The 21,935-nt window shown below is 64.5% G+C and carries 26 protein-coding genes; 15 read left to right on the forward strand and 11 right to left on the reverse strand.

Going from position 1 to position 21,935, the window contains the following annotated elements:
• Positions 1-160 precede the first annotated feature (160 nt).
• The 3 genes from choV to RM190_RS07960 all read right to left on the reverse strand — a co-directional run bounded on the left by choV (position 161) and on the right by RM190_RS07960 (position 3,177).
• Positions 161-1,204, reverse strand: a complete 1,044-nt coding sequence (gene choV, locus RM190_RS07950; protein WP_311758880.1) for a choline ABC transporter ATP-binding protein — start codon at positions 1,202-1,204, stop codon at positions 161-163.
• Positions 1,197-2,048 carry a choline ABC transporter permease subunit gene (gene choW / locus RM190_RS07955; protein ID WP_311758881.1) on the reverse strand — a complete coding sequence of 284 codons (852 nt, stop codon included), beginning with the start codon at positions 2,046-2,048 and terminating at the stop codon, positions 1,197-1,199. Before choW ends, choV begins: the two co-directional genes overlap by 8 nt.
• 175 nt (positions 2,049-2,223) lie before the next feature.
• Positions 2,224-3,177 (reverse strand): choline ABC transporter substrate-binding protein, encoded by a 954-nt coding sequence (locus tag RM190_RS07960; RefSeq protein ID WP_311758882.1) that lies wholly within the window; start codon positions 3,175-3,177, stop codon positions 2,224-2,226.
• 118 nt (positions 3,178-3,295) lie between these two features.
• Between RM190_RS07960 and betI the strand changes: the two genes are divergently transcribed.
• The 3 genes from betI to betA all read left to right on the forward strand — a co-directional run bounded on the left by betI (position 3,296) and on the right by betA (position 7,026).
• Positions 3,296-3,865: a choline-binding transcriptional repressor BetI gene (betI, locus tag RM190_RS07965; protein ID WP_311758883.1), complete on the forward strand. Its 570-nt coding sequence runs from the start codon at positions 3,296-3,298 to the stop codon at positions 3,863-3,865.
• A complete protein-coding gene (gene betB, locus RM190_RS07970) occupies positions 3,862-5,307 on the forward strand; it encodes a betaine-aldehyde dehydrogenase (RefSeq protein WP_311758884.1) in 1,446 nt (481 codons plus the stop codon). The genes betI and betB overlap by 4 nt, the downstream gene beginning before the upstream one ends.
• A 66-nt stretch (positions 5,308-5,373) precedes the next feature.
• On the forward strand, positions 5,374-7,026 hold the full coding sequence (gene betA / locus RM190_RS07975) for a choline dehydrogenase (RefSeq protein WP_311758885.1): 1,653 nt from the start codon (positions 5,374-5,376) through the stop codon (positions 7,024-7,026).
• Positions 7,027-7,035: 9 nt separating this feature from the next.
• Here the strand turns inward: betA and RM190_RS07980 are convergent, their stop codons facing one another.
• Complete coding sequence (locus tag RM190_RS07980) at positions 7,036-7,551, reverse strand: YceD family protein (protein ID WP_311758886.1); 516 nt, start codon at positions 7,549-7,551, stop codon at positions 7,036-7,038.
• 114 nt (positions 7,552-7,665) lie between these two features.
• On the opposite strand from RM190_RS07980, the gene RM190_RS07985 reads away from it, so the two are divergent.
• Positions 7,666-8,121 (forward strand): outer membrane protein assembly factor BamE, encoded by a 456-nt coding sequence (locus tag RM190_RS07985; RefSeq protein ID WP_311758887.1) that lies wholly within the window; start codon positions 7,666-7,668, stop codon positions 8,119-8,121.
• Positions 8,122-8,170: 49 nt separating this feature from the next.
• Here RM190_RS07985 and msrB read toward each other — a convergent pair whose 3' ends face one another.
• Positions 8,171-8,563, reverse strand: coding sequence for a peptide-methionine (R)-S-oxide reductase MsrB (gene msrB, locus RM190_RS07990; RefSeq protein ID WP_311758888.1), 393 nt, complete (start codon positions 8,561-8,563; stop codon positions 8,171-8,173).
• A 110-nt stretch (positions 8,564-8,673) separates the two neighbouring features.
• Here msrB and RM190_RS07995 point away from each other — a divergent pair, with 110 nt between their 5' ends.
• From RM190_RS07995 to rnd, 3 genes are all read left to right on the forward strand, one after another.
• Positions 8,674-9,432, forward strand: a complete 759-nt coding sequence (locus RM190_RS07995; protein WP_311758889.1) for a GNAT family N-acetyltransferase — start codon at positions 8,674-8,676, stop codon at positions 9,430-9,432.
• 44 nt (positions 9,433-9,476) lie between these two features.
• Positions 9,477-10,607 carry a tRNA guanosine(34) transglycosylase Tgt gene (gene tgt, locus RM190_RS08000; protein ID WP_311758890.1) on the forward strand — a complete coding sequence of 377 codons (1,131 nt, stop codon included), beginning with the start codon at positions 9,477-9,479 and terminating at the stop codon, positions 10,605-10,607.
• 127 nt (positions 10,608-10,734) lie between these two features.
• The gene (gene rnd, locus RM190_RS08005; RefSeq protein ID WP_311759059.1) at positions 10,735-11,907 is read left to right on the forward strand and encodes a ribonuclease D; all 1,173 of its coding nucleotides are present in this window, start codon (positions 10,735-10,737) and stop codon (positions 11,905-11,907) included.
• On the opposite strand, the gene RM190_RS08010 is transcribed toward rnd, so the two are convergent.
• The 4 genes from RM190_RS08010 to hisA are packed head-to-tail and all read right to left on the reverse strand — an operon-like array spanning position 11,904 to position 14,203.
• Positions 11,904-12,398, reverse strand: a complete 495-nt coding sequence (locus RM190_RS08010; RefSeq protein WP_311758891.1) for an MgtC/SapB family protein — start codon at positions 12,396-12,398, stop codon at positions 11,904-11,906. The genes rnd and RM190_RS08010 overlap by 4 nt on opposite strands.
• Before the next feature lie 4 nt (positions 12,399-12,402).
• Positions 12,403-12,714: a phosphoribosyl-ATP diphosphatase gene (locus RM190_RS08015; protein ID WP_311758892.1), complete on the reverse strand. Its 312-nt coding sequence runs from the start codon at positions 12,712-12,714 to the stop codon at positions 12,403-12,405.
• Positions 12,711-13,472, reverse strand: coding sequence for an imidazole glycerol phosphate synthase subunit HisF (gene hisF, locus RM190_RS08020; RefSeq protein ID WP_311758893.1), 762 nt, complete (start codon positions 13,470-13,472; stop codon positions 12,711-12,713). The genes RM190_RS08015 and hisF overlap by 4 nt, the downstream gene beginning before the upstream one ends.
• A gap of 14 nt (positions 13,473-13,486) precedes the next feature.
• On the reverse strand, positions 13,487-14,203 hold the full coding sequence (hisA, locus tag RM190_RS08025; RefSeq protein ID WP_311758894.1) for a 1-(5-phosphoribosyl)-5-[(5-phosphoribosylamino)methylideneamino]imidazole-4-carboxamide isomerase: 717 nt from the start codon (positions 14,201-14,203) through the stop codon (positions 13,487-13,489).
• 167 nt (positions 14,204-14,370) lie between these two features.
• Here hisA and RM190_RS08030 point away from each other — a divergent pair, with 167 nt between their 5' ends.
• Positions 14,371-14,757 carry a DUF2147 domain-containing protein gene (locus RM190_RS08030; protein WP_311758895.1) on the forward strand — a complete coding sequence of 129 codons (387 nt, stop codon included), beginning with the start codon at positions 14,371-14,373 and terminating at the stop codon, positions 14,755-14,757.
• An 85-nt stretch (positions 14,758-14,842) separates the two neighbouring features.
• Here RM190_RS08030 and hisH read toward each other — a convergent pair whose 3' ends face one another.
• Positions 14,843-15,472 carry an imidazole glycerol phosphate synthase subunit HisH gene (gene hisH / locus RM190_RS08035; protein WP_311758896.1) on the reverse strand — a complete coding sequence of 210 codons (630 nt, stop codon included), beginning with the start codon at positions 15,470-15,472 and terminating at the stop codon, positions 14,843-14,845.
• The gene (hisB, locus tag RM190_RS08040) at positions 15,472-16,059 is read right to left on the reverse strand and encodes an imidazoleglycerol-phosphate dehydratase HisB (protein WP_311758897.1); all 588 of its coding nucleotides are present in this window, start codon (positions 16,057-16,059) and stop codon (positions 15,472-15,474) included. The genes hisH and hisB overlap by 1 nt, the downstream gene beginning before the upstream one ends.
• A gap of 255 nt (positions 16,060-16,314) precedes the next feature.
• Here hisB and RM190_RS08045 point away from each other — a divergent pair, with 255 nt between their 5' ends.
• The 7 genes from RM190_RS08045 (at position 16,315) to RM190_RS08075 (ending at position 21,885) form a co-directional block, all read left to right on the forward strand.
• Complete coding sequence (locus RM190_RS08045; RefSeq protein ID WP_311758898.1) at positions 16,315-16,899, forward strand: hypothetical protein; 585 nt, start codon at positions 16,315-16,317, stop codon at positions 16,897-16,899.
• A gap of 3 nt (positions 16,900-16,902) precedes the next feature.
• Positions 16,903-17,265: a cell division protein ZapA gene (locus RM190_RS08050; RefSeq protein WP_311758899.1), complete on the forward strand. Its 363-nt coding sequence runs from the start codon at positions 16,903-16,905 to the stop codon at positions 17,263-17,265.
• Positions 17,266-17,530: 265 nt separating this feature from the next.
• A complete protein-coding gene (locus RM190_RS08055; protein WP_311758900.1) occupies positions 17,531-18,676 on the forward strand; it encodes a sulfate ABC transporter substrate-binding protein in 1,146 nt (381 codons plus the stop codon).
• A gap of 3 nt (positions 18,677-18,679) precedes the next feature.
• Positions 18,680-19,522, forward strand: a complete 843-nt coding sequence (cysT, locus tag RM190_RS08060) for a sulfate ABC transporter permease subunit CysT (RefSeq protein WP_311758901.1) — start codon at positions 18,680-18,682, stop codon at positions 19,520-19,522.
• Positions 19,515-20,414: a sulfate ABC transporter permease subunit CysW gene (gene cysW, locus RM190_RS08065; RefSeq protein ID WP_311758902.1), complete on the forward strand. Its 900-nt coding sequence runs from the start codon at positions 19,515-19,517 to the stop codon at positions 20,412-20,414. The genes cysT and cysW overlap by 8 nt, the downstream gene beginning before the upstream one ends.
• Before the next feature lie 7 nt (positions 20,415-20,421).
• The gene (locus RM190_RS08070; RefSeq protein WP_311758903.1) at positions 20,422-21,141 is read left to right on the forward strand and encodes a sulfate/molybdate ABC transporter ATP-binding protein; all 720 of its coding nucleotides are present in this window, start codon (positions 20,422-20,424) and stop codon (positions 21,139-21,141) included.
• Positions 21,142-21,315: 174 nt separating this feature from the next.
• A complete protein-coding gene (locus RM190_RS08075) occupies positions 21,316-21,885 on the forward strand; it encodes a hypothetical protein (protein WP_311758904.1) in 570 nt (189 codons plus the stop codon).
• The last annotated feature ends 50 nt before the right edge of the window (positions 21,886-21,935 follow it).

Raw genomic sequence — 21,935 nt, forward strand, 5'->3', positions numbered from 1 at the left:
GGAAAAGGCAGCCGGAATGGCGGAGATATTGGTCATGCCAGGGCCCTTTCGCTGTGGTTACGGAACAAGGGATTGATAGGCATGGAAAATGATTCGTGGCAAGCCTGTTTCGCGATTGTCGCGAAACAGGCTGTGACAGGCCCGCAATGGGGTTGGCAGCCTAGTGTTCGACGGCACCGCCCGCGCGCGGGCCCGGATCGATCAGGCGCTGCATGATCCCTTGCTGCGTCACCCGCCCGCCGCCGGACAGGGGCAGGATCTCGACCCCGGTTTCGGTCATGATCCGCATGACCTGCCGGATCGGCATCTGGCGGTCGATGGGGGCGCCGGGGGCATCCTCGGGTTCGGCCATGTCTTCGGCCATCAGCACGCCAAGCGGGTTCATGTGCGCGACGAAATCCTCGACATAGGCATTCGCGGGCTGGGCGATGATTTCACGCGCGGTGCCGATCTGGACGATGCGCCCGCCCTCCATCAGCGCGATGCGATTGCCGATGCGGAATGCCTCGTCCAGATCGTGGCTGACGAAGATGATGGTGCGCTGCGCCTGCTTCTGCAACTCGAGCAATTCGCCCTGAAGCCGGTTGCGGATCAGCGGGTCCAGCGCCGAAAAGGGCTCGTCCATCAGCAGGATCGGCGCCTCGGTCGCAAAGGCGCGGGCCAGGCCCACGCGCTGCTGCATTCCGCCTGACAGATCGCCCACCTTACGGTCGGCCCAATCGGAAAGGCCCACGGTGGCAAGCTGCGCCTCGACACGTTTCTGGCGTTCGGGGGCGGGAACGCCCGCCAGTTCCAGGCCCAGCCCCACATTCTCGCGTACGCTGCGCCAGGGCAGCAGGCCGAATTGCTGGAAAACCATGGCGACGCGGCTGCGCCGCAGCCGCCGCAGTTCCGGCTCTGCGGCCCTTGTGACCGAGGCCATGTGGTCTCCGTCCCAGATCCGCACCTCGCCCCGACAGACCGAGTTGAGCCCGTTGACCGCACGCAGCAATGTCGACTTGCCCGAACCGGAGAGACCCATCAGGACCAGGATCTCGCCCTCGCGCACGGTCAGCGAACAGTTGTGGACGCCCAAGACCTGCCCGGTTTCAGCCTTGATCGGCCCCCGCTCCAACCCCTGATCCATCAACGGCAGGGCGGCATCGGGTTCGTCCCCGAAAACGATGTTCACATTGTCGAATTCGACGGCGTTGCGTTCAATCATTGCGCTTCCCCACCCGTAGCATCCGGTCCAGCATGATCGCGACAACCACGATGATGAAACCGCTTTCGAAACCCAGCGCCGTGTTCACGCTGTTCAGTGCCCGCACGACCGGAACCCCTAGGCCCGATGCGCCGACAAGGGCCGCGATCACCACCATCGACAGCGACAGCATGATGGTCTGGTTGAGGCCGGCCATGATCTGCGGCGCGGCCGAGGGCAGCTCGACCTTCCACAGAAGCTGGCGGGGCGTCGCACCAAAGGCGGTCGCGGCTTCGACCAGGGCCTGTGGGGCCGAGCTGATGCCCAGGTGGGTCAGCCGGATCGGGGCGGGCAGCACGAAGATGACGGTCGCGATCAGGCCCGGAACCGTGCCGATCCCGAAGAACACGATGGCCGGGATCAGATAGACGAAGGTCGGCAAGGTCTGCATCAGGTCCAGGATCGGACGCATCCAGGCATAAAGCCGGGGCCGGTGCGCCGCGGCGATGCCCATCGGCACGCCGATCGCCATGCAGACGACGCAAGCCGCAAGCACCAGCGTCAGCGTCTGCATCGTCTCGTCCCAGTAGCCCTGGTTCAGGATGAACAGGAAGCCAAGACCGATCAGCAGGCAGACCCTCCAGTTGCGCTGCAGCGCCCAGGCGATTGCCACCATGACCAGCGTGAAGACCAGCGGATGTGGAAACTCCAGCACCGCAAGGATCCCGTTGATCAGCCATTCGAGGCCCTTGGAGATCGCGTTGAAGATGAACGCGGCATGGGCGTTCAGCCAGTCGAAGATCGCTTTCGCTGTCTTGCCGACCGGGATCTTGGTCCCGGTCAAAAGATCGGTCAGTTGGTCCATGCGTCCATTACTTTCTGCCGTTCGGGAGATGCGGACGCGCCTGCGGTCCCGCGTCTGCCGGGGACGGCAAAGGCGGGGGCGCAGCGGATCCGGGGATCCCGGCAAAGGTGGATCAATTCGTCAGGCACGCGCGACGAGAAACGGGCAGAGGATGATCCCGTCTGCCCGCCCTTCATCATTCCGAAAGCGCCTTGTCGAGGGCCGCGACGGCATCGCCGCCGTCGAAGGTGGTCACGCCTGCCAGCCAGGGCTTGGCCGCCTCGGGATTGGCCTTCAGCCATTCCTTGGCCGCTTTCGCCGGCTCTTCACCGTCATTCAGGATCTTGCCCATGACTTCGTTTTCCATGGGCAGGGTGAATTCCAGGTTTTGCAGGAACTTGCCGATATTCGGGCATTCGGTCGCATAGCCGGCGCGGATATTGGTATCGACGCGAGCGCCGCCGAAATCCGGTCCGAAAACGTCATCGCCGCCACCCAGATATGTCATCTTGAACTGGGTATTCATCGGATGCGGTTCCCAGCCCAGGAACACGATCGGCTTGTCCGCCCCGTCGGCGCGGGCGACCTGCGCCAGCATCCCCTGTTCCGAGCTTTCGACGATCTCGAAAGTGCCAAGGTCGAATTTATTTCCCGCGACCATTTCAAGCAGCAGGCGGTTGCCGTCATTGCCGGGCTCGATGCCATAGATCTTGCCGTCCAGCGCGTCCTTTTGCGCGGCGATTTTGGCGAAATCGTCAATGCCCAGTTTGGCCCCGGCCTCGTTGGTGGCCAGCGTGTATTTTGCGCCGGTCAGGTTCGTGCGCGCGACCTCGACCGTGCCGGAATCCCGATAGGGTTTCAGGTCGGCCTCCTGGCTGGGCATCCAGTTGCCCAGGAAGATGTCGACGTCGTTCTTGGCCATCGCGGTATAGGTCACGGGCAGCGACAGGATCTTGGTCTCGGTCTTGTAGCCAAGCGCCTGAAGCGTGGTCGAGGCCAGCGCCGTGGTCGAGGAGATGTCGGTCCAGCCCACGTCCGAAAACACCACGTCGCGGCAGGATGCAGGCTCTTCCGCAATTGCGGCGCCGACGCCAGATACGGTGATCGCCAGAGCGGCAGCGACGAGCGCGGGGGTGCGACAAAATGTCATCTCGTTCTTCTCCCTGTATTGTTGTTGGAAGGAATTAAGGCTTTTATTGATTGACGAGTCAATCAAAAGACGGCTAGCTCCAGATGTATCGAGCCGTTGAAAAGACCGGTGTCTCCATATGCCCAGACTTGGTGCAGAGCCTATCCGAAAGGCCGCATTAATCAACGCCACCATAGCGACCATCGGCCGGGCCGGATCGCTTGATGTGACGGTCGCGCAGATTGCGCGCGAAGCAGGAATGTCCACGGCTCTTGCCCATCATTATTTCGGCTCGAAAGAACGGATCTTCCTTGCCGCGATGCGGCATATCCTGACCCAGTATCGAGAGACAACAGCGCGCGAGCTAAAAGATGTGGACAGTCCGCATTCGCGCCTGATGGCGCTGATCCGAGCGAATTTCGGACAGGCCAATTTCGAGCGCGAGACAATTGCGGCCTGGCTGAATTTCTATGCCCTTGCGCTTGTCGATTCCGAGGCGGCGCGCCTTTTGCGCGTCTATCACCGCCGCCTGCGCTCGAACCTGCTGGTGGCACTGCGTCCGCTGGTGGGGGCCGAGGCCGAGGCGACGGCGCGCACGCTGGGCGCGCTGATTGACGGCGTCTATCTGCGTGCGGCCCTGTCGGACGAGGCAGATGCCGACGCAGCCGAAGGGCTGATCCTTGCCTATCTTGAAAAGGTGCTGCCATGACCCATGACGCGCAACCCGGCGCGAGCCTTTACATCAACGGCGCGCCGGTCGAGGGGCGGGGACCGGACCTGGACGTGCTATATCCCTTTACCGGCGAGGTGATCGCCAGGTTGCGCGAAGCGGACGTGGCGCAGGTCGCCCAGGCCACGGCTGCCGCGGCTGCCGCGCAGCCCGCCTGGGCCGCCCTTCGCCCGGTCGAGCGCGGACGCGTCCTGATCCGCGCCGCGCAGATCATCCGGGAACGTGCCGAGGAGCTGGCCCGGCTTGAAACGCTGGATACCGGCAAGCCCATCCAGGAAACGCGCGTCGCAGATTGGCCCTCGGGGGCGGACGCACTGGAGTATTTCGGCGGTCTTGCACCCACCGTGACTGGCCAGACGATTCCGCTGGGTAGCGATTTTGTCTATACCATCCGCGAGGCTCTGGGCGTCTGCGCGGGGATCGGGGCCTGGAACTATCCCAGCCAGATCGCCTGCTGGAAAGCAGCGCCGGCGCTGGCGATGGGCAATGCGATGGTGTTCAAGCCCAGCGAGGAAACCCCGCTTGGCGCGTTGAAGCTGGCCGAGATCCTGACAGAGGCGGGATTGCCTGCCGGGATCTTCAACGTCGTGCAGGGGCGGGGTGCGGTCGGCGCCGCGCTGGTCAGTGATCCGCGCGTGGCCAAGGTCTCGCTCACCGGCTCGGTCGCGACGGGACAGAAGGTCTATGCCGCCGCTGCCGCGGGGATGCGCCATGTCACGATGGAGCTGGGTGGAAAGTCGCCGCTGATCGTCTTTGACGATGCCTCGGTCGAGGATGCGGTGGGGGCCGCGATTCTTGCGAATTTCTATTCCTCGGGCCAGATCTGTTCGAACGGGACGAGGGTCTTTGTCCAGCGGGGCATCCTGCCAGAATTCCTGAAGCGGCTGTCGGAACGCGCCGCCGAAGTGCGGATCGGCGACCCCTTGGACGAGGCGACCCAGCATGGCCCCATCGTCAGCGCTGCGCAGGCGAATAAGATCCGCGCCGCCATCGCCAAGGGGCAGGCAGAGGGGGCGCGGCTGGTCTGCGGCGGGGCCGGCGACGGTGCCTTCGTGCCGCCGACGGTCTTTGCGGATGTCGCGGATGCGATGTGGATCGCGCGCGAAGAGATTTTTGGCCCGGTCATGTCGGTCCTTGCCTTCGAGACCGAGGCCGAGGTTCTCGCCCGTGCCAATGCCACGCCCTATGGGCTGGCGGCGGGGGTGTTCACACGCGACCTTGCGCGCGGGCACCGGATGGCTGCCGGCCTGCAGGCGGGCACGACCTGGATCAACGCCTATAACCTGACGCCGGTCGAGGCACCCTTCGGCGGGGTAAAGATGTCGGGCATCGGGCGCGAGAACTCGGCCGCCGCGATAGATCACTATTCACAGCTGAAATCCGTCTATGTCGGAATGGGGGCGGTCGATGCGCCCTATTGACCATCGCCGCGTGGCTTCGAGGGACGCGGTGGGTATTTCGAAAGCGGTGAAAATGCGGGGCCGTGCATGATCCCCGATTACGTCATCGTCGGTGCGGGTTCGGCGGGGTGTGCACTGGCCTATCGGCTGGTCATGGCGGGCAAGCGCGTCGATATCATCGAATATGGCGGCTCTGACGTCGGGCCGTTCATCCAGATGCCCGCCGCGCTGAGCTATCCCATGAACATGCGGCGCTATGACTGGGGCTTTTCGTCTGAGCCAGAGCCGAACCTGGGCGGGCGGCGGTTGGTTACTCCTCGCGGCAAGGTGATCGGTGGCTCGTCCTCGATCAACGGGATGGTCTTCGTGCGGGGCCATGCGCGGGATTTCGACACGTGGGCCGAGATGGGGGCCAACGGCTGGTCCTATGCCGATGTGCTGCCCTATTACCGGCGCATGGAGACGTCGCATGGCGCGGTCAGCGATTATCGCGGGACCGAGGGGCCGCTGCACGTCACGCGGGGCTCGCGCAAGAATCCGCTGTTCAACGCCTTCATCCGGGCCGGTCGCGAGGCGGGCTATCCGGTCACCGAGGATTACAACGGGGCGCGTCAGGAAGGCTTTGGCGCGATGGAGGCGACGATCTGGGAGGGACGCCGCTGGTCGGCGGCCAATGCCTATCTGCGCCCGGCGCAGGAAACCGGGCTGCTGCGGCTTCGGCGGGGGCTGGCGCAGCGCGTGGTCTTCGAAGATGGCCGAGCGGTTGGGGTGGAGGTGAAAAATACGCGCGGAGTCAATGTGTTTCGTGCGAAACATGAAGTCATTCTTTCGGCCAGCTCGATCAATACCCCGAAGCTGTTGATGCTGTCCGGGATCGGTCCGGGAGGGCATCTGGCCGAAAACGGGATCGAGGTCCGGGCGGATCGGCCGGGGGTCGGCGCAAACCTGCAGGATCATCTTGAGATCTACATGCAATACAGCGCGACCCAGCCGATCACGCTGTACAAGCATTGGAACCTTTGGGGGAAGGGCTCGATCGGGGCGCAGTGGATGGCGACGGGGACCGGGCTTGGCGCCTCGAACCAGTTCGAAAGCTGCGGGTTCATCCGGTCGCGCGCGGGCGTCGAATATCCCGACATCCAGTATCATTTCCTGCCATTGGCCGTGCGTTATGATGGCAAGGCCGCGGCCGAGGGGCATGGCTTCCAGGTCCATGTCGGGCCGATGAGATCAAAGTCGCGAGGCACGGTGCGCCTGCGTTCCGCCGACCCCAAGGAAGCGCCCGAGATCCGCTTCAACTACATGTCCCATGCCGATGACTGGGCAGAGTTCCGCGCCTGCGTGCGGCTGACGCGCGAGATCTTCGACCAGCCCGCTTTCACGGAATACAAGGGATATGAGATCCAGCCTGGCGATGGCGTGGTGTCCGACGAACAGATCGACGCCTTCATCCGCGATCACGCGGAATCGGCCTTCCATCCCTGCGGAACGGCGCGGATGGGGCGGGCGGACGATCCGATGGCAGTGGTCGATCCCGAGTTGCGGGTGATCGGGGTCGAAGGGCTGCGCGTCGCCGACAGCTCGATCTTTCCGCGCATTACCAACGGCAATCTGAACGGACCGTCGATCATGACTGGCGAAAAGGCGGCCGACCATGTGCTGGGGCAGGGGATGCTGGCCCCCTTGAACCTTGGTCCTGAAATAGGCGCCGACTGGGAAAGCCAGCAGCGCCCATCCTGAACGCCCGACCTATTCCTTCTTCAGCAGATCCGCGAGCCCGGCGAAGGGCTTGCGGGTTTCCTCCTCGGTCTCGGATTCCGGCTCGTCAAGCGCGGCACCCTGCGCGCGCGGGTAAAGCGGCAGGGCCAGGGACAGGGCCTCGATCATCATCGCCTCGACGTCGATGAACTGGCCCAGAGGCTCCATTTCTTCGTCGCCCATCTCGGTCTCGTCCCCCTCGGGCTGGGCGGCATGGGGCGAAAAGACACGGTGCACCTGTTCGGACAGCGTAGTCTTGACCGGGGCAAGGGTCACGACGCAGGGTTGGACAACCTTGGCCGAAAGGCGCGCCACGACCTCCCAGGCGTCGCTGGGGGCGGGGCGGATCTCGCCGGTCAGGCGCAGGGCGGGCAATGCGCTCAGCCCAAGCTCGGCTGCGATGGCGGCGCGACCCTCGGCATCGGGGGCAAGCTCGAACGGCGTTGGCTGCCGGGGATTGAGCTGCGCGACGCGGAATCGGTTCTGGCTGCGGGGAGTTTGCGACATGATGGGGCCTTTCCGATGCGCGCGCTGCCGTTGCTGGGATATTCTTGAGCGCGGGGCATGAGTTTGCTAAGTCGGTCGCGCGGCGTCAACAGGCGCGTAAGGGACAGGTGAAAGATGAAGATTTCCCGGCGACGGATCATGGGCTTCGCGTTGACTGTTCCAGTTGTGCTTGCCGCCTGCACGCCCATCTATCGAAATCACGGCTATGTGCCGGCAGAAGACGAGCTTATGCAGGTTGTGGTCGGAAAGACCAACCAGACCGAATTGGAGGGGCTGATCGGCCGGCCCAGCTCGCAGGGGCTGCTGACCGGATCGGCATGGTATTACGTCGGCTCGCGCTGGGAGACGTTCGGTGCCCGCGAACCTCGCGAGATCGACCGGCAGGTTGTGGCAATCAGCTTCTCCGAAGGGGGCACGGTGGCCAATGTGGAACGCTTCGGGCTTGAGCGCGGCAAGGTCGTGGTCCTGTCGCGCCGCGTGACCGATTCCGGCATTCCCAGCATGAGCGTCGTGCACCAGCTTATGGGCAACGTGGGCCGGGTGTCCGCCGACGATATCCTTCGCGACTGACGCGGTATGCGATCAAGCGAAAGGGGCGCCGCATCGGGCGCCCCTTTCATCATACGGCGTCTGGAACGAAGCGAAGTGAGACGCCGTTGATACAGTAACGCAGGCCCGTCGGGGGCGGACCATCGGGGAAGACGTGGCCCAGATGCGCGTCGCAGCCATGGCAGCGCACCTCGGTCCGGACCATACCGTGGCTGGAGTCGCGGTGTTCGTCGATTGCACCGCCCGGGCGCGAAAAGCTGGGCCAGCCGCAGAAGCTTTCGAACTTGGCATCGCCGTCGAACAGGCGCGCCCCGCAGCAGACGCATTCGTAATGGCCCGGTCCCTTGGGGAACCCGGGATGCGAAAACGGGCGCTCGGTACCGGCCTGCCGCGTCACGCGATAGGTTTCGGCATCAAGCTCGGCCTGCCATTCCGCATCGGATTTGATCACGCGATCCGTCATCTTTGCCCTTCATAATGTTGCGCCCGTGTTACAAGATAGGTGCAGGGAGGACGGGAACAAGACGGGGGGTGGTCGCCCGCCTCCGGTCTTCCGGATTGGGCAGAGGTGCCATGATGGCATTGCGCAAAGGCCGTTACGAAGTCCTGGTTGCCGAGTGTCTTGATGATATCCGTGAAGCGCAGCGCCTGCGGTGGCTGTGCTTTGTCGGTCGTCGGGGCGATCCATCCCCGGTCCAGCAGGCGCTGGATGCGGATGATTACGACAGCCGCTGCACGCATGTGCTGATTCGCGACGTGGCATCCGGCCAGCTTGTGGCCTGCTTCCGCATGCTTGCGCTATCGGGCGGGGCCGAGATCGGCGACAGCTATTCAGCGCGCTACTACAACCTGTCACGTTTGCGCGATTTCCAGGGCAAGATGGTCGAGATCGGGCGCTTCTGCATCCATCCCGAACGCCAGGATCCCGACATCCTGCGCCTTGCCTGGGGAGCGCTCGCCCGTCACGTGGATGAGCAGGGGGTCGAGATGCTGTTCGGCTGCTCCAGCTTCACGGGCACGGATACGCATAGCTACGAGGATGCCTTTGCCATGCTGCGCGAACGCCATCTTGCGCCCAAGCGCTGGCTGCCGCGGGTGAAGGCGCCCAATGTCTTCCGCTTTGCCCGTGCGCTGCACCTGCGAAAGGCCGATCCGCGCCGGGCCATGGCCGCGATGCCGCCCTTGCTGCGCTCTTACCTCGCGATGGGGGGGTGGGTCAGCGACCATGCCGTCGTTGATCGGCAGTTGGACACGCTGCATGTCTTTACCGGGCTCGAGGTGCGGGCAATTCCCCCGGCGCGCGCGAAACTGCTGCGCGCGGCAGGCGCATAAGCCGCCTTTGCATTGGCGGCGCAAAGCGCCTATGAGGCCCGGCCATGAGCGACAGATTCCAGTTTTCCGTCTCGGCCACCGATGGCCGTGCCCGCACGGGCGTGATCCAGACCCCGCGGGGCGAGATCCGCACCCCCGCCTTCATGCCCGTCGGCACCGCCGCCACGGTCAAGGCGATGATGCCCGAATCGGTCCGCGCAACCGGCGCGGACATCCTGCTGGGCAATACCTATCACCTCATGCTGCGCCCCGGCGCCGAGCGGGTGGCCCGCCTGGGCGGTTTGCACAAATTCATGAACTGGGAACGTCCCATCCTGACCGATTCGGGCGGGTTCCAGGTGATGAGCCTGTCGAGCCTGCGCAAGTTGAGCGAAGAGGGTGTGACCTTTGCCAGCCATGTCGACGGCAGCAAGCACTTCCTGTCGCCTGAAACCAGTATGGAAATCCAGCGACTGCTTGGTTCGGACATCGTCATGTGCTTCGACGAATGCCCGGCCTTGCCTGCAACGGACGAGGTGGTCGCGAAATCCATGCGCATGTCGATGCGCTGGGCGCAGCGGTCGCGCGACGCCTTTGGCGACCGCCCCGGTCATGCGCTGTTCGGGATCATGCAGGGTGGGGTGAACCGCGAATTGCGCGAGGAATCGGCCGAGGCCCTGAAGGCCATCGGCTTCGAGGGCTATGCCATCGGCGGCCTTGCCGTGGGCGAGGGGCAAGAGGCGATGTTTGGCGTGCTTGACCACGCGCCGGGGTTCCTGCCCGCAGACAAGCCGCGCTATCTGATGGGCGTCGGCAAGCCCGACGACATCGTCGGCGCGGTGGTACGCGGCGTCGACATGATGGATTGCGTCCTGCCTTCACGCTCGGGCCGGACCGGACAGGCCTGGACCCGCCGCGGCCAGGTCAACATCAAGAACGCCCGCCATGCCGATGACCCGCGCCCGCTGGACGAGCATTGCACCTGCCCGGCCTGCACCGGCTATTCCCGCGCCTATCTCCACCACGTTTTCCGCGCCGGAGAGATGATCTCGGGGATGCTGCTGACATGGCATAACCTGCATTACTTCCAGGAGTTGATGGCAGGGATGCGCGCGGCAATTGCTGCGGGTGATCTGGCGGGTTTTGTCGCCGAATTCGAGGCGCAGCGAGCACAGGGTGACATAGAACCGTTGTGATTCGTCACGTCGTGCCTTGATTTTCCCCTGTCACTGATGGAAGGCCGGGGAAACATACGGCGGATGCCCCGCCCATGACCGAAAGCGATCAATGTCCGCCAGCCCGAAACCCGCCCGCCGAGAAGATATTCGCACCATCACGACGACTGCCGAACTGGCCGAGTTCTGTGAATTGGCCAAGGCGCAGCCTTATGTCACACTCGATACGGAATTCCTGCGCGAGCGGACCTATTATTCGAAGCTTTGCCTGATTCAGGCGGCGCTGCCGCCGGCATCGGGAACCAAGGCCGAGGGCGGACCCGCAGTGCTGATCGACCCGCTGGGCGGGGATCTGTCGCTGGAGCCGCTTTACGACCTGTTCCGCCATACCGCGACGGTCAAGGTTTTCCACGCCGCACGGCAGGATCTGGAAATCTTCTTCCACGACGCCGGTGTCCTGCCCGATCCGCTGTTCGATACCCAAATTGCCGCGATGGTCTGCGGCTTTGGCGAGCAGGTGGGGTATGAAACCCTGGTCAAGAAAATCGCGCGCCAGCCGCTCGACAAATCCTCTCGCTTTACCGACTGGTCGATCCGCCCGCTTTCGGATGCACAGGCCGCCTATGCGCTGGCCGACGTGACCCATCTGCGGGCTATCTATGAATTCCTGGTCGAGCAGCTGAACAAGACCGGCCGCGCCCCCTGGCTTGCGGAAGAGGTGGCGGTTCTGCTGAACCCCGAAACCTATATCACCCGCCCGGATGAAGCATGGATGCGTGTCCGCACGCGCTCGGGCTCGCCCCGGTTCCTGGCGGTGGTCCGTGAACTGGCGCGCTTTCGCGAAACCTTTGCGCAGGAACGCGACATTCCGCGCGCCCGCGTGTTCAAGGACGATGCGCTGATCGAGCTGGCCTCGACCAAGCCACTGTCCGAGGCCGATCTTGGCAAGTCGCGGCTGTTGTTGCGCGACGCCCGGCGTGGCGATATCGCGAATGGCATTCTGAACGCGGTCAAGGTCGGGACCGAGACCAAGGACCTGCCGAAACCCGCGCCGGACGAACCCGGACGCCCCGGGAACGCCGCGCTTTCGGAACTGCTGCGCGTCCTGTTGAAGGCCAAGTCGGACGAGGCGGGGGTCGCCTCGCGGCTGATCGCCTCGGCCGCGGATCTTGACGCAATCGCCTCGGGCGCGCGCGATCTGCCCGCACTGCATGGCTGGCGGGCCGAGGTGTTCGGCCAGGATGCGCTGCGGCTTGCCGCAGGCGAAATCGCACTGTCCGCCCATAACGGATCGGTCAAGGTGGTCCCGGTCGCGGGCTAGTCGGAATCGTCCCCGCCGCGCAGGACGGGCGTGACCAGCACCCGGACAAGGTAAAGCACGACCAGCGCCATTGCCGTCGCGATCATGGCAAGGCGCAGGTCACCGGTCCCGCAGCACAGGCCGATGGCCCCGCACAGCCACATCGAGGCACCGGTGGTGATCCCGCGGACATTGCCGTGGTTGATCACGATCGACCCGGCGGCCAGGAAGGCCACGCCCGCTGTGACTGCCTCGATCAGCCGCAAGGGATCTGTGCGCTGCCGATCCTCGTTCACGTCTGAAAAGTCGACCAGCTCCAGCGCGACCAGGGTAAAGCTGGCCGCAGCCAGCGAGATCAGCATATGCGTGCGCAGGCCGGCCTCGCGGCTCTTGACCTCGCGCTCCCAGCCGACGATTCCACCCAGCACCACGGCCATGAACAGCCGCAGCAGCACCACCCCAAAGGGCAGGCTCATCGGGCGCGAGAATTCCCCAGCCAGCTGATCAAGCATGCGGTCACTTCCGTGAAGCCTTTTCCTCGATCCCCGAACGTCCTTCGCGACGATCCAGTTCATTTTCGACATCGGCCAGCGTCACGTCGCGCGCCGCCAGCATGACGAGCAGGTGGTAAAGCGTATCCGCAGCCTCGGAAACCAACCTGTCACGGTCGCCCTTAACGGCCTCAATGATCGCCTCGACGGCCTCTTCGCCGAATTTCTCGGCGCACTTCTCGGGGCCGCGGGACAGAAGCTTGGCGGTCCAGCTGGTGTCAGGATCGGCGCCCTTGCGGGATTCGATGGTTTCGGCCAGGCGCTGCAATCCGGTCATGTCAGCCTCACGGGGATGCCGGCGGCGGCCATGTGCTCTTTGGCCTCGCGCACGGTGAAGGTTCCGAAATGGAAGATCGAGGCGGCCAGCACGGCCGAGGCATGCCCCTCGATCACGCCTTCGGCCAGATGTTCCAGCGCGCCGACCCCGCCTGAGGCGATGACGGGCACGCTGACCGCGTCCGACACGGCCCGCGTCAGCGGGATGTTGAAACCCGACTTGGTGCCGTCCCGGTCCATGCTGGTCAGCAGGATTTCCCCCGCGCCCTTGGCGGCAACTGTGCGCGCGAACTCGACCGCGTCGATGCCCGTCGGCTTGCGCCCGCCATGGGTGAAGATCTCCCACTTGCCGGGGGCGACAGTCTTGGCGTCGATGGCGCAGACGATGCATTGGCTGCCGAAGCGGTCGGCGGCCTCGGCGATGACATCGGGATTGGCCACGGCGGCCGAGTTGAAGCTGACCTTGTCCGCGCCGGCCAGCAGCAGGTCGCGCACATCCTTGTGGCTGCGCACGCCGCCGCCCACGGTCAGGGGCACGAAGCAGGCTTCGGCGGTGCGCGTCACCAGGTCGAACATGGTGCCGCGATTTTCATGCGTGGCATGGATGTCGAGAAAGCAGATCTCGTCCGCGCCGGCCGCGTCATAGGCGCGCGCGGCCTCGACCGGATCGCCGGCATCGATCAGATCGACGAAATTCACCCCCTTGACGACGCGGCCATCGGCCACGTCAAGGCAAGGGATCACCCGCGTTTTCAGCATCCTGCCACCTTCGTTCAGGCCAGCGCGCGCAGCGCCTCGCCCAGGTTGATCGCACCATCGTAAAGCGCCCGGCCCGAAATCGCACCCGCAATCACCCGCGCATCGCGCAGCGCCAGCAGGTCCTGCATCGAGCTGACCCCGCCCGAGGCAATGACGGGAATATTGACCGCCCGCGCAAGCGTCTCGGTGCCAGAGATGTTCGGCCCCTGCATCGCGCCGTCGCGGTCGATATCGGTATAGATAATTGCCGCCACGCCAGCGTCCTCGAATTGCCGCGCAAGGTCGGTGGCCAGCACATCGGTCTCCTCGGCCCAGCCGCGGGTGGCGACACGGCCGCCACGGGCGTCGATGCCGACTGCGATCTTGCCGGGGAATGCCAGTGCCGCTTCGCGGACGAGGGCTGCGTTCTCGACCGCGACGGTGCCCAGGATCACGCGGGCCAGGCCCCGGTCCAGCCAATGCTCGATCGTCTCCATGTCACGGATGCCGCCGCCCAGCTGGGCGGGGATATCCGTGGCGGCGAGGATCGCCTCCACCGCGTCGGCATTGACGGGGCGACCGGCGAAGGCGCCGTTCAGGTCGACCAGATGCAGCCATTGCGCACCCGCATCCTGAAAGGCTTTCGCCTGCGCTGCGGGATCGGAACCGAAGACGGTCGCCGCCTCCATGTCGCCGCGCAGCAGGCGCACGCAATTGCCGTCCTTGAGATCGATGGCGGGATAAAGGATCATTGCGTCTCTCCTGTAGTTGGCGCCCCTTTGCCACAGACCTGCGACAATCGAAAGGGGCAGGGCGCCTGGCGGCAAAGCAGGCGCAACGCCACGTCAGGCTTGATCGCTCACGTGGAGCCGTTCGAAGCTTGGCCAACGGCCGGGACGGCCGAAGGGAGGATATGGGAATGAAATCAGCAATACTCGCTGCGCTTTTCGTGGCGGGCGCGACCGCCGCGCAGGCACAGGGCATCGAGGGGGTCTTCCAGACCCAGCCGAACGACCAGGGCCAGATCGGCATGGTGCAGTTCTTTGACTGCGGCGGAAAATACTGCGGCAAGCTGGTCCGTTCGTTCGACAGTTCCGGCAAGGAGATCCCGTCGAAGAACATCGGCAAGAACATCGTCTCGAACATGACCGACCAGGGCGACGGCAAGTTCGGCGGCGGCACAATCTGGGATCCCGGCTCGGACAAGACCTACAAGTCGAAGATGCAGTTGAACGGAAAGACGCTCGATGTGTCCGGCTGCGTCGCGATTTTCTGCAAGACCCAGAAATGGACCCGCGCCCAGTGACAGGCCGCCAGTTTCACCGTTTCTGAAATACCCCGGGGGTCCGGGGGCAGCGCCCCCGGTCCATGCGCCAGCAACCCCTAGGGCGTCAGGGTTTCCAGCGCAGGAAGTTCGCGATCAGGCGCAGGCCGACATCCTGCGACTTTTCGGGGTGGAACTGGGTGCCGGCGATATTGTCGCGCCCGACGATGGCGGTGACAGGGCCGCCATAATCCGCAGTCGCCAGCAGATGCGCCGGGTCCGCGACCCGGAACTGCCAGCTGTGCACGAAGTAGGCGTGGTCGCCCGTGCTGATCCCCTCCAGCAGAGGGTGCGGGTGCAGGATCGACAGATCGTTCCACCCCATATGAGGCACCTTCAGGTCCCGACCCTTGATGGCGTCGATTTCGCCGCCGATCCAGCCCAGTCCCTTGGTGTCGCGGTATTCATGGCCGATATCCGCCAGCATCTGCATGCCGACGCAGATGCCAAGAAATGGAACGCCGCGCTCAAGGACCGCATCGCAAAGCGCCTCGACCATGCCGGGGACCGCGTCCAGCGCCGCGCGGCAGGCGGGAAAGGCACCATCGCCCGGCAGGACGATCCGGTCGGCCGCCGCCACCACTGCCGGGTCGCTGGTCACGATGACATCGGCCCCGGCCTCGCGTCCCATCAGGGCAAAGGCCTTTTCGGCGGAATGCAGGTTTCCGCTGTCGTAATCGACCAGAGCGACGCGCATCAAAGCGCCCCTTTGGTCGAGGGCAGGACGCCTGCCATGCGCGGGTCGGGCTCTACCGCCTCGCGCAATGCGCGGGCCACCGCCTTGAAGGCGGCTTCGGCGATGTGATGGCTGTTCACGCCGTGCAGACGGTCCACATGCAGGGTGATCCCGCCGTGGGTCGACAGCGCCTGAAAGAACTCACGCACCAGCTCGGTATCGAAGGTGCCGATCTTCTGGGTCGGGAAATCGACGTTCCAGACCAGGAAAGGTCGGGCCGACAGGTCAAGCGCGGCGCGCACCAGCGCGTCATCCATGGCCAGGTGAAAGCTGCCATAGCGGCGGATGCCCTTCTTGTCGCCAAGAGCGCGGGTGAGGGCCTGACCGATTGCGATGCCGGTATCCTCGACCGTGTGGTGGTCGTCGATATGCAGATCGCCCTTGGCGCGAACGGTCAGATCGATCAGCGCGTGGCGCGACAACTGGTCCAGCATGTGGTCGAAAAAGCCGACGCCGGTCTGGTTGTCGTATTTCCCAGTCCCGTCCAGATTCAGCTCGACCTCGATCTGGGTCTCGGACGTGTCGCGGGTGATTGTGGCGCGGCGCATATGGATCTCCGTTCAGGACCAATGGCCTTATAGGCAAGCAGGCTTCGACTGAAAAGCCGGACAAGGGGCAGGGGGCACAATCGGTGCAAACTCGCCCCAAGGCTGCGCCGGATGGGGTTCCCGACCCCGGCTGTTGGCATGATTGCGCGGATTTGCGGCGTCGTCGCATCCCCGTCCTTGTCATAAGGGGCAAGCGATGCGAAAAAGTCACAAATCTGTGCGTGTGATGATCGACCCGAAAAGGAATTCCGGCGGATGAAAGACGACCTGAATGCCAGCGAAAAGCGGTTGATCGCCGCTTTGGACCGCCTTGACAGTTTCATCGACCGCATGGCGGATCGCGCCGCTGCGCCCGGCCCGGACAGCGGGCAGGATGCTCCGGATCCCGATCTTGCGGCGCGCTTCGACGAGCAGGCCGAGGAATTGACCCAGCTTGAGGAGAGGCTGGCGGCGACGAATGAACGGCTCGACTCGGCCGGAGAGGAAATTGCCCGCCTTGCCGCCGCAAACGAAGCGCTGGTCAGCGCCAATCGCGCGCTGATCGCGGCGCAGCCCGCCTCGGCCCGCGACGACATTCGCGATGCGCTGCAGGCTGAACTTGATTCGCTGCGCGCCGCGCGCGCAGCCGAAATCGGGCAGATGTCCGACATTGCCGGGACGCTTGACCGGATGCTGGGCGCGCCGACAGCAGTCGAGCGAAAGCCCGCGCAAGCCAAGGCCAGCGCTCCCGCGGTTATCGAGACGCCGGTATCTCCGGATGACGCCGGCGATCTTGACCTGGGCGGCGACACGCTGTCCGACGCGCGCGAAACCCAGGCAGCTGACGAGAACAGGGGCTGAGACATGGCACAGGTCGAATTCACCGTAGGAAACAAATCCTACACGCTCAGCTGTCAGCCGGGGGAAGAGCGTCTTCTGAAGCGCGCCGCAGCCCTTCTTGACACCGAGGCGCAGGCGATCTTGCAACAGGCAGGGCGGATGCCCGAACCGCGCCTGCTGCTGCTGGCGGGGCTGATGCTTGCCGACCGGACCTCTACCTTCGAGGATCGCGCTATCTCGGCCGAGCGCGAATTGGGGCGGCTGAAGTCCAATCCGCAACGTGTCGAGGTTCCGATCCTGCCCCCCAGCCTGGCCGAGGGGATGGCCGAGATCGCTGCCCGCGCAGAGGCCCTGGCCCAGAAGGCCGAAGACCAGCTTCGCGGCTGATCGCAGCACCAATCGTAAAGGAACCGCGCCCGTCGAGGCGCGGTTTTTTCATGCGAAAATGGCGGCGATTCCGGGGTGAGGCCGGCGCAATGGCCCGATTTTTCCTGCGTCACATGTCGCATTAGCGCTAATAAGTTATTGAAATAACGTTATATTAAAAACGACAGATTTATTCGTCTTTTTTCTTGAAATTAACGACTAACCCTGTCGTAATTGCCGTTAAGGGCGCGTGCCCTGAAGGATTCGATAACGAGGTAATGTCGCCATGATCCGCACCATCCGCGTCAACGACACTCAGCTGGCCCACGGCCGCGTCGTCCGCCGGCATCTCGACGGTCGCATGACCGTCGAAGACGGCACTAAGCGCCTGACAGGCTTTCCCCTGCGCCCCGGCCTGCTGCGGCGTTGCCTGGGGGTGACGGGGCGTCGGGCATTCGCGGTCATGCTGACGGTGGCCGGGCTGGCCGTGGTCTCGGGAACGGCGCAGGCCGCCAACTCATTGCTGAATGTCAGCTATGACCCGACGCGCGAACTTTACCGCGACGTGAACGCTGCCTTCGCCGCCAAGTGGGAGGCCGAGGGACACAAGGCCCCCACCATCGAAGCCTCGCATGGCGGTTCGGGCGCGCAGGCACGATCGGTGATCGACGGGCTGAAGGCACAGGTCGTGACGCTGGCACTGGCATCGGACATCGACAAGATCGCCGAAAAGGGCCTTCTGCCCGCGGATTGGCAGGCTCGCCTGCCGCATAACAGCTCGCCCTATACTTCGACCATCGTCTTCCTGGTGCGCGAAGGGAACCCCAAGGGCATCAAGGACTGGGGCGATCTCGTCAAGGATGACATCGAGGTCATCACGCCGAACCCGAAGACCTCGGGCGGAGCGCGCTGGAACTATCTGGCGGCCTGGGCTTGGGCGCAGAAGAACGGCAAGGACCCGAAACAGTTCGTGGCCGATCTTTACAAGCATGTGCCTGTGCTCGACTCGGGTGCGCGCGGTTCGACCACGACCTTCACCCAACGCGAGATCGGCGATGTGCTGCTGGCTTGGGAAAACGAGGCGTATCTTGCGCTGAACGAGCTGGGCGACGATCAGTTCGACATCGTGGTCCCCTCGGTCTCGATCCTGGCCGAGCCGCCGGTCGCGCTGGTCGACAAGAACATCGCGGATGACGAACAGAAGGCGCTGGCGGAGGGCTATCTGAACTTCCTGTATTCGCCCGAAGGGCAGGCGCTGGCCTTCAAGCACTTCTACCGTGCATGGGACGACAGCGCCGCGAACCCCGAGGATGTGAAGCGCTTCCCGAAACTGGACCTCGTCACCATTGCCGATTTCGGCGGCTGGCAGAAAGCCCAGCCCGAGCATTTCGGTGACGGCGGCATCTTCGATCAGATCTATACGGGGATGTAACGGATGGCGCTGGCGCTTCTTCGCTCGCAGAAATCCCCCATGCCGGGCTTCGGGCTCGGCATGGGCATTACCATGACCATGCTGTCGCTGATCGTGATCCTGCCGATCGGGGCGCTGCTGGCCAAGGGCATCAGCTATGGTCCCGAAGGCGTCTGGGCCACGGTCAACACGCCGCGGGTCTGGGCGGCGCTATACCTGTCCTTCCGCCTGGCCTTTGTCGCAGCGGTCTTCAACCTGGTCTTCGGGACGCTGCTGGCCTGGGTGCTGGCCCGTTACGAATTCCCCGGCCGCCGTATCGTCGATGCGGTGGTGGACCTGCCCTTTGCCCTGCCGACCGCGGTTGCGGGGATTGCATTGACCGCCCTTTACGCCCCCAACGGCGCATTTGGCAGCATCGCGAAATCGCTGGGCCAGAAGATCGCCTATACCGAATGGGGCATCCTGATCGCGCTGATCTTCGTCGGGCTGCCCTTCGTCACCCGCACGGTCCAGCCCGTCATCGCCGAGATCGAGAGCGAGGTCGAGGAGGCCTCGGCAACCTTGGGGGCGGGTCGGCTCTATACGCTGCGCCGGGTGATCCTGCCGCTGCTGCTGCCGGCGGCGCTGACCGGCTTTGCGCTGTCGCTTGCCCGCGCGGTCGGCGAATACGGTTCGGTCATCTTCATCGCGGGCAACCTGCCGATGAAGACCGAAATCGCGCCGCTGCTGATCGTCATCAAGCTTGAAGAGTTCGATTATAACGGCGCGGCAGCCATCGGCATCGCCATGCTGCTTATCAGCTTCTCGATGCTTCTCGTCATCAACCTCATCCAGATCTGGAGCCGCCGGAGGATTGGTCATGTTTGACAGCACACTCAACGAGTCCTTCGTCCGGCCAGCCGAACGTCCCGCTTCGAAGTGGCGCCCGGTGACCGAGGAAAGCCCGCTGACCCGCTGGATCCTGATCGCGGTAGCGCTGGGCGGACTTGCGGTGCTGGTCCTTGCGCCGCTGGCCGTGGTCTTTGCCGAGGCCTTGGCCAAGGGCGCAGGCGCGGCCATTGCCTCGCTCGCGCAGCCCGAGGCGCTTTCGGCGATCAAGCTGACGCTGCTGGTCGCGGGGATCTCGGTCCCGGTCAACGCAGTCTTCGGCGTCGCCGCCGCCTGGGTCATCACCAAGTTCGATTTCCGCGGCAAGGCCTTTCTGATCACCCTGATCGACCTGCCATTTTCGGTTTCGCCGGTGGTGGCGGGGCTGGCTCTGGTGCTGCTGTTCGGCAGTAACAGTCTGCTGGGCGGCTGGCTGGTCGCTTCGGGTTTCCCGATCATCTTTGCGCTGCCAGGGATCGTTCTCGCCTCGGTCTTCGTGACCTTCCCCTTTGTGGCGCGCGAACTGATCCCGGTCATGATCGAGCAAGGCCGTGCCGAGGAAGAGGCCGCGCTGACGCTGGGCGCCTCGGGATGGCGGGTCTTTCTGACCGTGACGCTGCCCAACATCAAATGGGCGCTGCTGTATGGTGTCCTACTGTGCAATGCCCGCGCCATGGGCGAATTCGGCGCGGTGGCGGTCGTTTCTGGCAAGATCCGTGGCCAGACCGCGACCATGCCGATCACCATCGAGATGCTCTATAACGAGTATCTTTCGGTGGCCGCCTTCACCCTGGCGGGTGTCCTGGCCGCGCTGGCGTTGCTGACGCTGGTGTTGAAGACCGGGCTGGAATGGCGCCATGCCGACCAGCTTGCCGCAACCCGTCGCCATTGAGGTTCCCATGCATATCGAAATCGACGAAATCGCCAAGAGCTTCGGCAACACCAATGCGCTGCGCCCGGTCAGCCTGGCCATCCCCTCTGGGGCGCTGGTCGCGCTGCTTGGACCATCCGGGTCGGGCAAGACGACGCTGCTTCGCATTCTGGGCGGGTTGGAATTTCCGACCTCGGGCCGCGTGCTGTTCGACGGGCAGGACGCGACCGGCCTTTCCGTGCAGGAACGCCGCGCGGGTTTCGTCTTTCAAAGCTACGCGCTGTTCCGCCACATGACCGTGTTCGAGAACATCGCCTATGGCCTGCGTGCGCGGCCCCGTCGCACCCGCCCGCCCGAGGCCGAGATCGAGCGCCGGGTGACGAAGCTGCTGGACCTGATCCAGTTGCCGCAGATCGCCAAGCGCTTTCCGAACCAGCTTTCGGGCGGCCAGCGCCAACGGGTCGCCCTGGCCCGCGCGCTGGCGATCGAGCCGCGGATGCTCCTGCTGGACGAACCCTTTGGCGCGCTGGATGCCCGCGTCCGCAAGGAATTGCGCCACGGCCTGCGCGAGATCCACGACACCACCGGCCTGACCACCGTTTTCGTCACCCATGACCAGGACGAGGCAATGGAACTGGCCGACCTGGTCGTCGTCATGTCCATGGGCAAGATCGAGCAGGTCGGTCGCCCGCAGGACATTCGCGCCCGCCCGGCTACGCCCTTTGTGCGCGAATTCATCGAGGCGTGACCCGCCTCGCGCGCCGCGCCTGACCGCGATGGCGCAGGGGTGTTTGAAAAACGGTGAAACCGGGAGGCGGCGACGCGTCCCGGTCTTTCGTTGCCGGGTGGCGTCGTCGATTTCCTGTTTGCAGGGCGCGCGCCGCTGCCTAGGCTGGTCGCGGGAAGCGACCGGAGCGGCGGCATGGATGCCTATCCCCATCTCAAGATCCTGATCAGCCTGATCCTTGGGCTTGCGATCACCCGCGTGCTGTCGGGGCTGTCGCGTCGCGTCCAGCAACCTGCCTGGACCGAGGGCATGTTTTCCCAGATCGTCTGGTCGCTGGTGCTGCTGCTGGGGGCGGTGCATTTCTGGTGGTGGGAATTCGCGCTGCGTCGTGTCGATACCTGGCATTTCGGCGCCTATGTCTTCGTGCTGTCCTATGCCTCGCTGCATTTCCTGATGGCGACGCTGCTTTACCCCGATGCGCTGCCCGACCATGCCGAAAGCGAGCGTTTCTTCATGCGCCGCCGCGGGTTGTTCTTTGGGCTGTTTGGCCTGTCCTTTGCCTTCGACCTGGGGGACACCCTGCTGAAGGGCACGGCGCATCTGCAGGGTCTGGGGCCGGAATATCCGATCCGGCTTGGGCTTGGGGTGCTGGCCGCAATCCTGGCACTGCGTGCGCGCAGCTCGCGTGCGGTCGGGCTGATCGGGCTGGCCTGGCTGGTCTATGACCTCAGCTGGATCATCCGGCGCTATGACGGGCTTGACTGACGCCTTTCCGCTTGCAGTCCGGCGCGGCCCGCATCTAGGCTGCGCATCTG

The organism is Paracoccus broussonetiae, from assembly GCF_031854425.1.
Taxonomy (GTDB): domain Bacteria; phylum Pseudomonadota; class Alphaproteobacteria; order Rhodobacterales; family Rhodobacteraceae; genus Paracoccus; species Paracoccus broussonetiae.